Origin of the sequence: Kitasatospora purpeofusca, assembly GCF_036010405.1 — a bacterium.
GTDB lineage: Bacteria > Actinomycetota > Actinomycetes > Streptomycetales > Streptomycetaceae > Kitasatospora > Kitasatospora purpeofusca.
Genome location: NZ_CP108561.1, coordinates 545407 through 559971, shown reverse-complemented (window position 1 = coordinate 559971; position 14565 = coordinate 545407). Strand labels below are relative to the sequence as shown.

The following is a 14565-nucleotide window of genomic DNA, read 5'->3' as shown; positions in this document are numbered from 1 at the left end:
ACGGTCACTCGGTGACGGTGGGCGCGGCGCCGTAGAAGGGGCGCAGCTCCAGCCACTCGTGGATCGGCCGGCCGCCCGCGCCGGGGGCGGCGGACAGCTCGCCGGCCAGTTCGACGGCGCGCTCGTAGCTGTCGACGTCGATCACCATCCAGCCGGCGATGAGGTCCTTGGTCTCGGCGAACGGGCCGTCGGTGACCGGCGGGCGGCCCTCGCCGTCGTACCGGACCCAGGTGCCCTCGGGGGCGAGCGCCTGGCCGTCGACGAACTCGCCGGTCTTCTCCAGCGCGGCGGCGAAGTCGTTCATGTACTGGATGTGGGCCGAGACCTCCTCCGGCGTCCACCGGTCCATCGGCACGTTGTTGACCGCCTCCGGCGCGCCGCGGTAGTGCTTCAGCAGCAGGTACTTCGCCATGGTGTCCCTCTCCTCGGGGGTGGTGCGGCCCATTCTGGCCGCGCTCACCCCTGGGACGGAGCAGGCCACGGGTTCTCGACACCGCCGACGAAGATTCTTCGGGGAATTTCGCAGGGCCCGTCGGCGGGTGGTCGCACCGACCACCCGCCGACGGGCCCGGTGCAGGTCAGGCCCGGTACACGCCCACGTCGTACAGCGAGTACCCCCACGAGGTGGCCCGCTGCTCGCCGTGCACCCGGACGTACCGCGCCGGGACGCCGGCGAACCGGGCGGTGTCCAGTCCGCCGTCACCGGAGGTGGTGGACCAGACGGTCCGCCAGTTGCTGCCGTCGGTGGACACCTCGATCCGGTACGCCCTGGCGTAGGCGCGCTCCCAGTCCAGGGTGACCCGGGAGACCAGGGTGGTGGTGGACAGGTCGAGCTGCAGCCACTGGTCGTCGCTCCAGTCGCTGGCCCACCGGCTGGACGTGCTGCCGTCGATCGCCCGGTCCGCCGCGTAGCTGACGAACGGGTTCCACTCGGTCGAGCTGGCGGTGGCCGAGGCGCCCACGCCGAGGTTGACGGCCGCCTGGTGGTGCTCCGCGGCGCCCAGCGTGGTCAGGTAGGACTCCGCGCCCCGGAACAGGTCGTCGACCACGCCCTGACCGCCGACCTGCCGGATGTCCTCGATCCAGTCCGGCACCAGGCCGTAGTGCGCGGCCCCGTCGGTGTTGAGGTCCCAGGTGCGGCTGCCGGCGGTGGCGCGGTCGACCAGGGAGCCGCCGTCGGCGGTGCGGAACGGGTAGCGCACCGGGTTGGGGGTGTCGGCCCCGCGCGGTCCCGGCCAGCCGCCGACGCCGTTCATGTCGGTGCCGTAGCCGTACCCGACGCCGTACTTGTCGCGCAGCGCGTCGGTGCGCTTCGCCTCCGCGCTGAACGCCTCCGCGCCGTTCATGTACTGGGCGACGAAGCCGCCGAGCTTGTAGACGCGCTCCATCCAGCCGAGGTCCATCCAGCTGTGGGAGGAGACGACGCCCGGGTAGGACTGCGATTCCAGGATGTCCAGGGCCCGGCCGGCCGCCTTGACGCTCATGTGGTCGAGCTCCAGGACCATGCCGCGCCGCATCATGCCGCGCAGGGCGTACTCGCCCAGCTCGGTCAGCCCCCTGGTGTTGCACTGGGCGTCCCCGGCGTACGAGGGGACGGTGACCCCGGCGGGCAACTGCTGCTGGATCGAGGCGGGGGTGGGTGCCAGCCCGATCGGATTGTCGTGCTGCGGGCCGGGGCACTTCTCGGTCTGCCAGAAGGTGCCGGTGGACAGGAACTGCCCGGCGTTGATCGCCGTGCCGAGCGCGCCCTCGTCGAACCGGACGCCGCACAGCGCGTTGTCGAACTTGTGGCACAGGAACATGCTGCGCACGCCGAGCCCGTACAGCTCGTCGAGGCCCCGGTCGATGTCCGCGCGGCTGCACTGGGCGATGTCCAGGACCTGCTTGCAGCCGAAGGGCTCGGAGGTCTCCACCCCGAGCACCACGGCCAGTTTGCCCTGGCGGACCACCTCGCGGGCCTGCGCGCTGTCGGTGACGATCCGGAACCAGCCCTTGCCGGGCCCGCCGTACATCTTGTCGATGTACGCCTGGAGGTCCCAGGACTTCTGGGCCTCCAGCCGGATCGCGGTCATCTCGTCGCAGCTGCGGTCCTTGAAGAAGTAGACCGAGCAGATCACGCCGTTGGTGACCAGGTCGTTGACCAGCACCCGCTCGCCGCCGCGCCAGGCGCGCTCGATCCAGGCGTAGTAGTTCTGCTGGTGGGTCAGGGAGTCGTGGGCCGGCCAGTCGGCGAAGGTCGGCCAGCCGACCGGGTCGTGCTTGCCGTCTCCGCCCTTGGTGATGAGGTCGAAGATGGCGAGGGAGCCGTCGGGGTAGTGCTCCGGACAGTCCTTGAGGGCGTCCTCGACCCCGGCCTCGGAGAAGGCCTTGCCGCAGATGAGGCGGCCGCCGAAGCCCTCGGCGGCCATGATGTGGTCGTGGGCGTCGACGAAGCCCCGGACCTTGCCCTGGGCGTCGGTGCCGGTGAACGGCGCGCCGGTGACGCCGATCGCGGCATCGGGGGCGGGCCGGGCGACCGGGTCCCACCAGTTCGGCCCGGCGGCGCCGTGTGCCGGCGCGGCGAGGGCCGCGGCGACCAGGGCGAGCAGCGTGGCGATCAGGGTGGCGATCCGGCGGCGGGCGGGGAAGCGCTGTGCGTGGGGACGACGTGGGTGGGGGAGTCGCGTCATGTGCACCCCAGTTCCGGGTGGCGGGCGGACGACGCGGACGACGCCCGCCCGCGGCACGGAGCGCCGCCCGGGCGGGCTGTCATGTCCTGCGTACTCGGTGGGTCGAGAATCGCCACTGTTGGATTTTTCGTCAATAGCCGTGGCACAACCCGCCCGTGCCAATACCGGCGGGCACCCCGCCGAGGGCACCCGCGGGGCCCGGCCGTCGGGCGCTCAGCCCTCCGGCGCGCCCGTCGTTCGGTCGTGCGGCAGGAACAGCGCCGCGCCGAGGCCGACGACCCCGAACGCGGCGAGGACGATCATCGCGGCCGCGTACCCGCCGTTGGTGAGTTCGGCGACCAGGATGGTGCCGGCGATGGCGGTGCCCAGCGAGGAGCCGAGGTTGGAGATGCTGCGGGACAGGCCGGAGATCTCGCCCTGCCGGCTGTCGGGGAACGCCGACTGCACCACGTTGACCGAGGGGGTGAGCATCAGTCCGAGGCCCAGCCCGATCAGCAGCAGCCCGGGGGTGAAGGCCCAGATGTCGTCGACGGCGCGCACCAGCAGCAGCAGGACGACGATGCCGGCGGTGGCCGTCGCGAAGCCGGTGACGATCAGGGTGCGCTGGGACCAGCGCTTCGCCAGTCGTTCGGCGCCGAGCGAGGAGGCGAGCAGGCCCAGGGTGGCGGCGGTGAAGACGCCGCCGGTGGCGATGGCGCTGTAGCCGCGGACCACCTGGAGGTACGCGCCGACCGTGAACGAGACGCCCATCAGCACCAGCCACTGCGCGTTCTGGGTGACCAGGCCGAGGTTGGACACCCGGTCGCGGAACAGCGAGGTGGCCAGCAGCGGCTCCCGGCCGGAGCGCTCCAGCCGGCGGATCCAGCCGAAGAAGCCCGCCAGCACGGCCGCGCCGGCCGCCAGCAGACCGGCCATCAGCCACACGTTGTCGTCCGCGGCGAGGATACCGGTGACCAGCAGGACCAGGCCCGCGGCCGACAGGACGGCGCCGACGGCGTCGAACGGCCGCTCGGGGTCGGGCGGCAGCGGGTCCTCCAGGGTGCGGGTGAGGAGGAGGATCAGCGCCACCACCACGACCTGGAAGCCGAAGTTGGCCCGCCAGCCGATCGCGGTGGTCAGCAGGCCGCCGATCAGCGGGCCGGCCGCCGCGCCGATGCCGCCGAGGGCCATGATGGCGCCGAACGCCTTGGCCCGGGCGGCGGTTCCGGTGAACAGCAGCGTGGTCAGGATGTAGACCGGGGGGATCAGCAGGGCGGTGCCGACACCCTCCAGGACCGAGTTGCCGAGGATCAGCACGCCCAGCCCGGGCGCCGCCGCGCTGAGCAGCGCGCCGACCCCGTAGACGGCGAGGCCCAGCATCAGGCAGCGCTTGCGGCCCCAGCGGTCGGTGAGCTTGCCGCCGGGGATCATCAGCGCGGCCATCACCAGCAGGAAGACGGTGATGGCGACCTGGACGCCCTGGACACTGGTGTCGAGGTCGGCGCTGATGTCGTTGATCATCACATTCATGCTGGAGCCGGCGAAGCTGCAGATGAACTGGGCCAGGGCCAGCGGGACGAGGACGTGCCGCCCGCCCGTCGTGCTCGTGCGGGCCCCCGGTGCGGCGGTGGTCATGCCGGGCTCCTCTCGAACGTCCGCGTTCCGCGAGCCTGGTGCGAGCCGGCCGGCCGCCGGTCGGCGGCCGGCCGGTCAGGCGATGCCCCGCCGGTCGAGCTCCTCGTCCAGGGCGAGGGCCGCGTCGATCAGCGCGAGATGGGTGAACGCCTGCGGGAAGTTGCCCAGTTGCTCGCCGGAGGGCCCGATCTCCTCGGCGAACAGGCCGACGTGGTTGGCGTAGGTGAGCATCTTGTCGAAGGCGTACCGGGCCCGCTCGATCCGGCCGGCCCTGGCCATGGCCTCGACGTAGAGGAAGGTGCAGAGGTTGAAGGTGCCCTCGGAGCCGCGCAGTCCGTCGGGGGAGGCGGCCGGGTCGTAGCGGTAGACCAGGCTGTCGCAGACCAGTTCGCGGTCCATCGCGTCCAGGGTGGACAGCCAGTCCGGGTCGGTGGGGGAGAGGAAGCCGACCTTGGGCATCAGCAGCAGCGAGGCGTCCAGCACCTCGGTGCGGTAGTGCTGGGTGAACGCCCGGCGCTCGGGGTTCCAGCCGCGCTGCACGATCTGGCGCAGGATGTCGTCCCGCTCCGAGGTCCAGCGGTCCAGGTCGGCAGGGCGGGCGTGGGCGCGGGCGAGCCGGATCGCGCGGTCGAAGGCCACCCAGCACATCAGCCGGCTGTAGGTGAAGTCCTGCCGGCCGCCCCGGGTCTCCCAGATCCCCTCGTCCGGGCGGTCCCACTGCTCGGTCAGCCAGTCGACCATCCGGCGGAACGCGTCCCAGCCGCGCAGCGCGCCCATGTCGCCGCGGCCGTCGCCGTTGTCGGCCGCGAACGCGTACGCCGCCTCGCCGTAGATGTCCAGCTGGAGCTGGTCGGCGGCGCCGTTGCCGACCCGCACCGGGGCGGAACCCCGGTAGCCCTCCCAGTGCGGCAGCGTCTCCTCGCCCGTCAGGCGTTCGCCGTCCACCCGGTACATGATCCGCAGCCCGTCACGCTCGGCGCCGGCGCTCCCGATCCGCTCCCGGACCCAGCGGCGGAAGGCCTGGGCCTCCTCCTGGAAGCCGAGTCCGATCAGGGTGTGCACGGACAGCGAGGCGTCACGGATCCAGGTGTAGCGATAGTCCCAGTTCCGCTCGCCGCCGATCTGCTCCGGCAGGCCCATGGTCGCGGCGGCGATCGGCGCGCCGGTCGGGTGGTAGCTGAGCAGCTTGAGCGTGATCGCCGAGCGGTCCACGATCTGCCGCCAGCGGCCCCGGTAGGTCGAGGACCTGAGCCACTCGTACCAGAACGAGCGGCAGGCCTCGAAGGCCGCCCAGTTCGCCCCGTCGTCCGGGGCGGCGGGCGGATCGGCGCCGGAGGGCAGGGCGGTCAGGCACACGGTCGCCGTCCGACCCGCGTCCAGGACGAACCGGGCCGTCACATCGGCGCCGTCCGGCCGCAGTTCCACCGGCCCGGTGGCCTGCACGCAGAGGTCCTGGCCGGGCCCGTGCAGGCGCACGCCCCGGTCGTCGAGCACGGTCAGGGTGTGGTCGGCGCGGCCGTAGTCGAACCGGGGCCGGCACTCCAGGACGAACGGCACCCGGCCGCGGACCACCCGGGCGGCCCGGACGATCCGGTGCCGGTCGCTCGGGGTCGGCGAGGTGTCGGGCGGCATGAAGTCGACCACCTCCGCCACCCCGTCGGGGGAGAGGAAGCGGGTGACCACGATGGCCGTCCCGGCGAGGTAGAGCTGCTTCACCGTGACCTCGGGCACCGCGTCCCGGTCGACGGCGAGCCGGCACCGGCCGCCCCCGGCGTCGTCCAGCAGGGCGGCGAACAGGCTGGGGGAGTCGAACCGAGGGGCGCACCACCAGTCGATGTCGCCGGCCGTGGAGACGAGGGCGGCGGTCTGGAGGTCGCCGATCACGCCGTGCTCGGCGATCGGGGGGTAGGGACTCATGGCGGGGACTCCCCTGGCGGACGGAGGTACTGCCGGCGCCGCCACCGTACGGACCGCCGCCGGGCCGGCGGATCATCCGCCGTGGGTGACCGCCTGCCGCGCCGCCGGGCAGCCGGTCGGTCCGCCGCGGGCCGCTCCCCGCGCGGTCACCTCACGGGGGTGATGCGGTGGCCTCCGCGCGGCGGCGAGACTGGACGCCACCGCCGAGGCGAAGGGAGCCGGCCCCATGCGCTACGAGATCCGGGTGTCCGGCGTACTGCAGGAGACGACCCGCCGGGAGGGCTTCCCGGAGCTGGCGAGCACGGTCGTCCCGGACCAGACGGTGCTGGTCGGCGAGGTGGTCGACCAGGCGCACCTGTACGGGCTGCTGAACCGGTTCCAGGCGCTCGGGCTGACGGTCACCGAGCTGCGGCGGCTGCCGGAGTAGCCGTCCGGGCCCCGGCCCGCCTCAGGGCGCGTCCAGCAGGCGCAGCCGGGTGGCGGTGCGCACCGCGTCCCGGCGGTTGGCCGTCCGGAGTTTGCGGTTGACGCTCTTGAGGTGCGTCTTGACGGTGTTCGGCGACACGTACAGCTCGTCGGCGATCTCCTGGGTGGACAGCAGCCGCGCGGCGCAGAGCAGGATCTCCCGCTCCCGTCCGGTCAGCGGCTCGACCGGCGCACCCGCCGCCGGCACCGGCCCGGCGGCCGTCCGGGTGTTCGTACCGGTGTCCGGGCACCGCTCCGGGGCCGGGTCGTGGGCGGGCGGCCGCAGATCGGCGGGCAGCCAGCCGTGGGCGCGCGCCAGGTGCGGCAGTCCGCGCAGCCGCCGGCGCACCCAGGGCGCCGACTCGCGGAACGGCCGGCACAGCCGCTCCGGCTCGGCGGCGGCGAGGGCCTCGGCCAGCAGCCGGGCGCTGTCGGGACCGTCGCGCTCGGCCCCGGCCTGCGCCAGCAGCAGCAGCGCCCGGGTGCGGGTCGCGCTGCCCACGGCCGGGTCGTCGCGCAGGGCCCGCAGCCCGGCCAGGGTGCCCTGCTCGTCCCGGCCGGCCGCGAGCCGGGCCCGGGCCGCCACCACCAGGGAGTCGCGCGCCCGGACCGGCACGTCGTCCAGGGCCGCCACCGCCGCCCCCGGCCGTCCGGCGGCCAGGTGCGCGGCGCAGGCCGTGACGGCGAGGCGCTCGCGGCTCCAGTCGGAGGTCCGGTCCGCGAGCCCGTGCCGCCGGGTCTCGTCCAGCAGCCGCAGCGCGCTGTCCGGACGGCCCTGGGCCAGGAGCAGCCTGGCCCGGATCACGCCGATCCCCAGCGTGACCACCGGGTCGTGGCCCGGCGCCCGCCCGCCGGCCGTCCGCTGCAGCGCCGCCCCGGCCTCGGCCGGCTCGTCGCGCTCCAGGGCGGTGGCGGCCAGCACGAGGTCCCGGACCTCGGTGCGGCTCTCCGGCGGCAGGCTGGACCGGTCGGCCTCCTCGTCCGCCTGGCGCACCCGGCGCTCGGCCCGCCCCGGCCAGCCGCGCAGGTAGTCGACGAGCGCCAGCCGGCACAGGGCGTCGTGGCGCAACCGGGCGGTGGCGGGCGAGGCCGGCGCCCGCGCCGCGCGTTCCAGCGCCCGGCAGGCTTCGTCCAGGCGCCCGTGCCAGAGCAGCGTCGAGCCGAGGTCGGCGGCCATCAGGGTGAGCAGTTCGGGGTGCCGCTCCGGCAGGTCGGCGGGCACCCGGTGTTCCAGCTCCCCGGCCCGGCGGGCGGCGCGGTCGGCGAGCGGGGCCGAGCCGAGCAGTCGGGCGGCGCCGGTGCGCACCAGGACGGCCGCCAGCTGGAGCGCGGTCCGCTCGGCGGGCAGCAGCGGTTCGACGCGCTCCAGGATCGTCAGGGCGCTCGCGGCCTCGTCGCGGGTGAGGTGGACGGCCGCGCGGACCAGTTCGGCGGCCGGGCTGTGCTCGGTCGGCGGCATCCGGGCGAACAGCGCGCACAGCCGGGTCGCGTCGCGCCCGGCCAGCAGCTCGCCGAGGGCGAACTCGTCGACCAGCAGCCGCGCGGCCAGCGCCCAGGCCCCGGCCTCGGCCGCGTGGTCCAGCGCGGCCCGGTACTGGCCGTGCCCGGCGAGCCAGTGCGCGGCCCGCACCCGCAGCTCGTCGACCCGCTCCGGGGCGGCGGCGCGCAGGTGCAGGCGCAGGATCCCGGCGAACATCGGGTGCAGCCGGTACCAGCCGTCGGGCAGGGCGTCGGTGAAGGCGTTGTCCTGGTGCAGCCGCTCCAGGATCCGCCGCCCGTCGCGGCGGCCGGTCAGCGCGTCGGCGAGGTCGGGGTGGACCCGGCCCAGGATGCTGCAGCGCAGCAGCAGGTCCTGGGTCGGCGCGGGCTGCGTGCGCAGCACCTCGGCGAGCAGGAAGTCCGACAGCGCGGTGGGACCGGCGTCGATCCGCCCGAGGTACGCCTCCGGGTCGTCGGCCTCCTGGGCGGCGAGGGCGAGCAGCCGGACCCCGGCGGTCCAGCCGGACAGCGCGTGGTGCACGGCCCCGACGGCGGCCGGGCCGACCCGCAGGCCGTGCCGTTCCAGCACGGCGGCGGTCTCGGCGCGGTTCAGCGCGAGCTCGCCGGCCCGGATCTCGGCCAGCTCGCCCGCCGCCCGGTAGCGGTGCAGCGGCAGCAGCGGCTCGCTGCGGCCCACCAGGACGAGGCGCAGCCGGCCGGCGGTGTGCCGGACCAGGTCGTGCAGCTGTTCGGCGAGCCGGAGGTTGTCGAGGTGCTCGCACTCGTCCAGGACCAGGACCGTCGGCCGGGGGCGGGCGTTGATCCAGGCGGCCAGCCGCAGCAGCAGGGACGGTTCGACGTGCTCGGCCCGGGCGGGGGCGCCGACCTCCGCGGGGAGTCCGGCGACGCCGGTCTGCAGGGCCTCGCGGACATAGGCCCAGAAGGTGCCGGGCTGGTTGTCGCTCGGCTCCAGGGTGAGCCAGCCGGCCGGGCCGGGGAGGCTGCCGCGGGCCAGCCAGTCGGCCACCAGCAGGGTCTTGCCGGCCCCGGCCGGGCCGTTGACCAGGGTCACCGGACGGAGCGCCGCCGCGTCGAGGCGGCCGAGCAGCCGGTCGCGGTGCAGGAAGGCGGCGGCGGGCGGGCGGGGCGGCCGGACCCGGGTGGCGAGCATCGGGTCGCCGTTGGGAAGCCGCGCCGGGGCGGGCGGGTCCGCCGGGGCGGGCGCGCCCGTCGTCGGGACCGGGGCGGCGGGCGCGGCTGCGGGGGAGAGCACCGGTGGGGAGGCGTGCCCGGTCGGGACGAGGGGTGCGGGTGCTGCGCGGGTGTACGGCATGGGGCCACCGCCTGGTGGTTCGGCCCTCGGGAGGGCACGTCCGGGCGCGACGCCTCCCGGGACGCGTCCCCGGCGGCGGGCACCGCCGGACCGGCCGGAGGAACGTCCCTTCGACCGTAGTACGGCTCTGCGGCCGGGTGCCATCCGAGCCGGGCCCGGCCGGTGCCGGGCCCGCCCGCCGGAGGTGGCCGGGCGGACCCCGAGCGGCGAGGATCGCGGCAAGGACTCGGCGAGCCGGCCGAGCACAGCCCTCAGGAGGCCGCCGTGAGCGTCCCCGGACCGGCACCCCGCCGCCGCGTCCCCGACCCGTCCGAACCGGGCGCGGCCGTCCCGGGCTCGGACTTCCCGCAGAAGCGGACGGACTACGCGGGCGCGGTCTACGGCTCGATGCTGGCGGCCTCCGTGATCGCCGCGTCCAGCACCCAGGAGGACCACCCGAGGCTGTCGCTCATCCTGCTGCTGGTGATCACCGGGCTGGTCTTCTGGGCCGCCCACGTCTACGCGCACGTCGCCGGGCAGCGCGAGGCGGGCAAGGACGTGACCTTCCGCCAGGTGCGCCGGGTCGGCCGGCACGAGTGGCCGATCGTCGAGGCCGCGGCGCTGCCCGCGCTGGCGGTCCTGGTCAGCCCGTGGCTGGGCGCCGGGGAGAACGCCTGGCTCGCGCTGACGGTCGCGATCTGCCAGCAGGTGGCCTGGGCGGCCCTGGGAGCCCACCGGGCCGGTGCCCGGACCCGCCAGGTCGTCGCCGAGGGCGCCGTCAACCTGGTGCTGGGGCTGGTCATCGTCGCGGCCAAGGTCGCCGTCGGCCACTGAGCGTCGGCCACCGAACGGCGCCCGGTGCGGTGGGGAGGACGCGGTTCAGTCACCCGTTCGGCGGGACGGCCGGGCGCCCTTCCGCCGGTCCGGGCGACCGGCCGGCAGGTGGCCGGTGAACAGCACCGCGCCGGCCGTGATGCAGGAGCAGGCGAGCACGGCGGCCTTGAGACCGTCGATCTGCGCGTCCTGGTAGTTCTCCACCACGGCGGCCGCCTCCTCCGGCGGCACGTCCGGACGCGCCGCCAGCGCCGACGCCACCTGGTCGGCCGGTACGAAGGACAGGCCGGCCTCCACCTGGACGGCGGTCTGCTGCGCGACGGCCCCGGAGACCCGGGGATCGCTCTCGATCTGGCTGGTCACGGACGTCGCGAGGGCGCCGATCAGGATCGCCCCGATCAGCGCCGTCCCGAGCGAGGAGCCGAGGTTCTGCGCGGTGTACTGCAGCCCGCCGGCCTCGCTGCGCTCCTCGGGCTGCACGCTGGACTGCACCGTGTTGCCCAGCTGCGAGGCGAGCATCCCCATCCCGACGCCGAGCAGGGCCATGGCCCCGGCGAAGGAGGCGCCGTGCAGGTCGGGGCCGATCGCCGTGATCAGCCACAGGGTGGCGGCGAGCAGGACCAGCAGCCCCGCCCTGGCGATGGTGCGCGGCGAGGCGTAGCGCAGCAGCAGGGTGCCGGACATCGAGGCGCCGAGCATCGTCACGGACACCGGCAGCAGCCGCAGGCCGGTCTCGAAGGCGTTCAGGCCCTGCACGACCTGGAGGTAGAGCGGGATGACGAAGAACAGGCCGAGCAGGACGGTGTTCTGGTTGAAGAGGGTCGTCAGCCCCGAGCGCAGCGTCCGGTTGCCGAACAGGTCGAGCGAGACCAGGGGCGTGCGGCCCCGGCCCTCGCGCCGTCGCTCGTGCACGCAGAACGCGTAGGTCAGGGCGGCGCCGAGGGCGACGACGAACAGGGTCGGCGCGAAGCCGAGCACGGTGAACGGCGGGTTGCGCGGCTGGACCCAGCCCCAGGTGCCGCTCTGCAGCACGGCCAGCACCATCAGGGCCAGGCCCGAGGCGGACAGCACGACGCCGAGCAGGTCGAGCCGGGGCGGGTCGGTCGGCCGGGGCTGGGCCGGCACCCAGCGCATCAGCAGCAGGATCGCCACCACCAGCACCACCTCGCCGGCGAACACCAGCCGCCAGGTCAGATAGGTGGTCACCCAGCCGCCGAGCAGCGGGCCCACCGCGATGCCGGCACCGGCCAGGCCGCCGATCACGCCGTAGGCGACGGCCCGGTCGCGGCCGGAGTAGGAGCCGGCCACCAGGGCGGCCAGCGCGGGCAGCACCAGGGCCGCCCCCAGGCCCTCGATGATCGACCAGCCGAGCGCGAGCACCCCGACCGTGGGCGCGACCGCGGTCAGCCCCGAGCCGACCGCGTACACGACCAGGCCGATCACGAAGACCCGGCGGCGCCCGTACATGTCGCCGATCTTGCCGCCGGTCAGCATGAAGGCCGCCATCACCAGGGTGTACAGGGTGATGACGGCCTGGATGGCGGTCACCTCGGTGTCGAAGTCCTCGACCAGCTGGCTGATCGAGACGTTCATCACCGAGGCGTCCAGCACCATCAGGAACTGGGCGGTCCCGAGGACGACCAGGGGCTTCCAGCGGTTCGCCATGGTCAGCTGCCGAGGATCCGGGCCTTCTGCGCGGCGAACTCCTCCTCGGTGAGGACCCCCTGGTCCTTGAGTGTCGCGAGGTCCTTGAGCTGGTCCAGCTTCTCCTCCATGGTCGGCGCGGCGGGCGCCGCGGCGGCCGGCGGGGGTGCGGCCGGGGCGGGTTCGGCGGCGGACTCCTGTTGCGCCCAGCGGCCGGCCTGGCGGCGGGAGACTCGGTTGGAGACGGCGGTGGCCGTTCCGGCGACGACCGCGGTGCGGGCGACGCCACGTAGCAGTCCGGGCATGGCTTCCTGCCTGGGGTGAGGGAGATCGGGGGTGGGGTGGGGGCGGAGTGGGGCCGCGCGGTCAGCCCGCGGCGTCGAGTTCCTCCAGCGCGTCCAGCACCTCCAGGAGGTCCTGGACCGGGACGCGGCCACTGGCGACCATGCGCGCGTCCGCCCGCCGCAGGGCGGCGGCCAGCGGCGCGGCCCACCGGTTCTCGTAGAGGAGCACCACGGCGGAGTCGCCGGGCTCCAGGAGCAGACCGGCCTCGGTGACGTCGGCGTCCCCCAGCAGACCGGAGGAGGCGCCCTCGAAGACGGTCAGGTCGAGGACCCCGTCGCCGTCCACGTCGGCCAGTTCGACGGCGGTGACCGTGCCGGCCTCGTCCTTGTTGACGAAGATCAGGTCGAGGATCCGGACGATGTCGCGTTCGACCAGGTCGACGAGCAGCGGCAGGCCCTCGCCGCTGAGGTGACTGCCGGGGAACGCGATCACCAGGTAGTCGATGGGGCCGAGGTCGACCGGTTCGGATTCGCCCGCCCCACCGGGCGCATCGGGTGCGTTGCTCACGTCGGCTCCTCCGGGCGTGGGGGGTGCGGTCCGGCCGGTCGGGTGCGCCGGTCGGGGGCCGGTCCGGGCGCCGCCCGGACACCGACCCGCAGCGACGCTAACCCGCCGGCCCCGGCCACCGGCTCACCTGTTCGGGGTGACGGGGGCAGCGGAAGGCGGGGTGACCGGGACCGGTCCGGGTCACCCCGCTGGGTCAGCCCTGCTCGCCGAGTGCCGCGCGGGGCCCTTGGCTGGACGCACCGGTGTTCGCGCCTCGCGGCGCCACCGGTCCGCCCGGGGCGCCCCCGACCCCGGGCCGCCCAGGACGAGGAGCCGCGCCCATGCCACCGACCGAGCCCGGCCCCGGGCAGCCCGGCCCCGCACAGCCCGGCCGCCCGGACAGCGTCGAACTGGACGCGCTGCACCGCCGGGTCGCCGAGCTGGAGGCGGACGTCCGGAGCAAGAAGGAGCACCACCGGCTGCGCACCACCGGCTCGGTCGTCCTGGTCGTGGTGGCGTCGGTGCTGTCGCTGCTCGCGGTCATCGCGGTCTGGGCCCACGACGAGATCACCGACACCGACCGGTTCGTCGCCACCATGGCGCCGCTGGCCCACAACCCCGACGTCCAGAGCGCCCTGGCCAACCGGATCACCGACGCCGCGACGGAGCAGGTCGACGTCAAGTCGCTGGTGAACGACCTGTCCCAGGCCGCCGCCGAGCAGGGCGTGCCGCCCCGGCTGGCGCAGCTGCTGGGCGGCCTGACCGGACCGCTGGAGGGGGCGCTGAACAACCTGGTGCACGCCGCCGCCGAGCGGGTGGTCACCAGCGACGCCTTCGCCACCGTCTGGGAACAGGCGGTACGGGCCGGGCACGCCACCATGGTCAAGGCCCTCACCGGTGAGGGCGGCGGCGCGGTGGTGCTGAAGAACGACGAGGTCGTGATCGACATCGGGCCGATGGTGGACCGGGTGAAGACGGCCCTGGTCCAGGCCGGGTTCGCGCCCGCCGCCAAGATCCCGGAGGTGCACACCGAGTTCGTGGTGTTCTCCTCGCCCGACCTCGCCAAGATCCGCGGCGGCTTCCGGCTGCTGGAGATCCTCGGCTGGTGGATGCCGGTGATCACGGTCCTGGTCGCGGCCGGCGCGGTGTTCACGGCCGTCAACCGCCGCCGGGCGCTGGCCGGCGCCGCCCTCGGAATCGCGGCCGCGATGCTGCTGCTCGGCCTCGCCCTGACGGTGTTCCGCTCCTACTTCCTGGACCATCTGCCCACCGACGCCTCGCCCGCCGCGGCCGGCGCCGTCTACGACGCGCTGGTGACCTATCTGCGCACCTCGGTGCGGGTGGTCGGCTTCCTGGCCCTGGTGGTGGCGCTCGGGGCGTTCCTGATCGGCCCCTCGCGGGCCGCCGTCACCGTCCGCTCGGTGGCCGGCCACGGGGTGGCGGCGCTGCGCTCGGCGGCCGACTCGGCCGGCTTCCGGGCCGGTCCGGCGGAGCGCTTCGTCCGTCGCTACAAGCGCTGGACGGGCGTGGCGATCCTGGTCGTCGCCGCCGTGGTGTTCGCGTTCTGGGAGCACCCGACGGCGATGGTGGTGTTCTGGTTCGCCGTGGTGGTGCTGGCGGCGTTCGCGGTCCGCGAGTTCCTCGCGCCCGCCTACCGGACCGCTGCCCCGGCCGAGCCGCCCCCGGCACCCGGGCCGCCGCCCGGGCCGCCGACGCCGCCGGTGCCGCCCGCGCCGCCGGGACCCCCGACCGTGACGGTCCAGGGCCCCTGACGGCACCGTTCCCCCTGCCTCTCCGGCG

11 protein-coding genes are annotated in these 14565 nt (G+C 75.0%); 3 read left to right on the top strand and 8 right to left on the bottom strand.

Going from position 1 to position 14565, the window contains the following annotated elements:
- Positions 1–4: 4 nt before the first annotated feature.
- The 4 genes from OG715_RS02570 to OG715_RS02555 form a co-directional block, all read right to left on the bottom strand.
- Positions 5–412 carry a YciI family protein gene (locus OG715_RS02570; protein ID WP_266315444.1) on the bottom strand — a complete coding sequence of 136 codons (408 nt, stop codon included), beginning with the start codon at positions 410–412 and terminating at the stop codon, positions 5–7.
- 166 nt (positions 413–578) lie between these two features.
- Positions 579–2669, bottom strand: coding sequence for a galactose-binding domain-containing protein (locus OG715_RS02565; protein ID WP_327063845.1), 2091 nt, complete (start codon positions 2667–2669; stop codon positions 579–581).
- A 213-nt stretch (positions 2670–2882) separates the two neighbouring features.
- On the bottom strand, positions 2883–4283 hold the full coding sequence (locus OG715_RS02560) for an MFS transporter (RefSeq protein WP_327063844.1): 1401 nt from the start codon (positions 4281–4283) through the stop codon (positions 2883–2885).
- 75 nt (positions 4284–4358) lie between these two features.
- Positions 4359–6200 carry a glycoside hydrolase family 15 protein gene (locus tag OG715_RS02555; protein WP_327063843.1) on the bottom strand — a complete coding sequence of 614 codons (1842 nt, stop codon included), beginning with the start codon at positions 6198–6200 and terminating at the stop codon, positions 4359–4361.
- Between the two features lie 226 nt (positions 6201–6426).
- Between OG715_RS02555 and OG715_RS02550 the strand changes: the two genes are divergently transcribed.
- Positions 6427–6627, top strand: coding sequence for a hypothetical protein (locus tag OG715_RS02550; RefSeq protein WP_266309134.1), 201 nt, complete (start codon positions 6427–6429; stop codon positions 6625–6627).
- Positions 6628–6648: 21 nt separating this feature from the next.
- Here the strand turns inward: OG715_RS02550 and OG715_RS02545 are convergent, their stop codons facing one another.
- A complete protein-coding gene (locus OG715_RS02545) occupies positions 6649–9477 on the bottom strand; it encodes a LuxR C-terminal-related transcriptional regulator (RefSeq protein WP_327063842.1) in 2829 nt (942 codons plus the stop codon).
- A 264-nt stretch (positions 9478–9741) separates the two neighbouring features.
- On the opposite strand from OG715_RS02545, the gene OG715_RS02540 reads away from it, so the two are divergent.
- Entirely contained in the window at positions 9742–10290 is a 549-nt protein-coding gene (locus OG715_RS02540) for a hypothetical protein (RefSeq protein ID WP_327063841.1), read from the top strand.
- A 45-nt stretch (positions 10291–10335) separates the two neighbouring features.
- On the opposite strand, the gene OG715_RS02535 is transcribed toward OG715_RS02540, so the two are convergent.
- From OG715_RS02535 to OG715_RS02525, 3 genes are all read right to left on the bottom strand, one after another.
- Positions 10336–11955, bottom strand: coding sequence for an MFS transporter (locus OG715_RS02535; protein WP_327063840.1), 1620 nt, complete (start codon positions 11953–11955; stop codon positions 10336–10338).
- A gap of 2 nt (positions 11956–11957) precedes the next feature.
- Positions 11958–12239 carry an SHOCT domain-containing protein gene (locus OG715_RS02530; protein WP_327063839.1) on the bottom strand — a complete coding sequence of 94 codons (282 nt, stop codon included), beginning with the start codon at positions 12237–12239 and terminating at the stop codon, positions 11958–11960.
- A gap of 61 nt (positions 12240–12300) precedes the next feature.
- Positions 12301–12786: a DUF6325 family protein gene (locus OG715_RS02525; RefSeq protein WP_327063838.1), complete on the bottom strand. Its 486-nt coding sequence runs from the start codon at positions 12784–12786 to the stop codon at positions 12301–12303.
- 320 nt (positions 12787–13106) lie between these two features.
- Between OG715_RS02525 and OG715_RS02520 the strand changes: the two genes are divergently transcribed.
- A complete protein-coding gene (locus tag OG715_RS02520; protein WP_327063837.1) occupies positions 13107–14537 on the top strand; it encodes a hypothetical protein in 1431 nt (476 codons plus the stop codon).
- Positions 14538–14565 lie beyond the last annotated feature (28 nt).

Bases quoted from the DNA above. Each gene is read 5' to 3' on its own strand.
- OG715_RS02520 (WP_327063837.1), top strand. From the start codon at position 13,107: ATGCCACCGACCGAGCCCGGCCCCGGGCAGCCCGGCCCCGCACAGCCC.
- OG715_RS02565 (WP_327063845.1), bottom strand. From the start codon at position 2,669: ATGACGCGACTCCCCCACCCACGTCGTCCCCACGCACAGCGCTTCCCC.
- OG715_RS02555 (WP_327063843.1), bottom strand. From the start codon at position 6,200: ATGAGTCCCTACCCCCCGATCGCCGAGCACGGCGTGATCGGCGACCTC.
- OG715_RS02550 (WP_266309134.1), top strand. From the start codon at position 6,427: ATGCGCTACGAGATCCGGGTGTCCGGCGTACTGCAGGAGACGACCCGC.
- OG715_RS02560 (WP_327063844.1), bottom strand. From the start codon at position 4,283: ATGACCACCGCCGCACCGGGGGCCCGCACGAGCACGACGGGCGGGCGG.
- OG715_RS02530 (WP_327063839.1), bottom strand. From the start codon at position 12,239: ATGCCCGGACTGCTACGTGGCGTCGCCCGCACCGCGGTCGTCGCCGGA.
- OG715_RS02570 (WP_266315444.1), bottom strand. From the start codon at position 412: ATGGCGAAGTACCTGCTGCTGAAGCACTACCGCGGCGCGCCGGAGGCG.
- OG715_RS02545 (WP_327063842.1), bottom strand. From the start codon at position 9,477: ATGCCGTACACCCGCGCAGCACCCGCACCCCTCGTCCCGACCGGGCAC.
- OG715_RS02535 (WP_327063840.1), bottom strand. From the start codon at position 11,955: ATGGCGAACCGCTGGAAGCCCCTGGTCGTCCTCGGGACCGCCCAGTTC.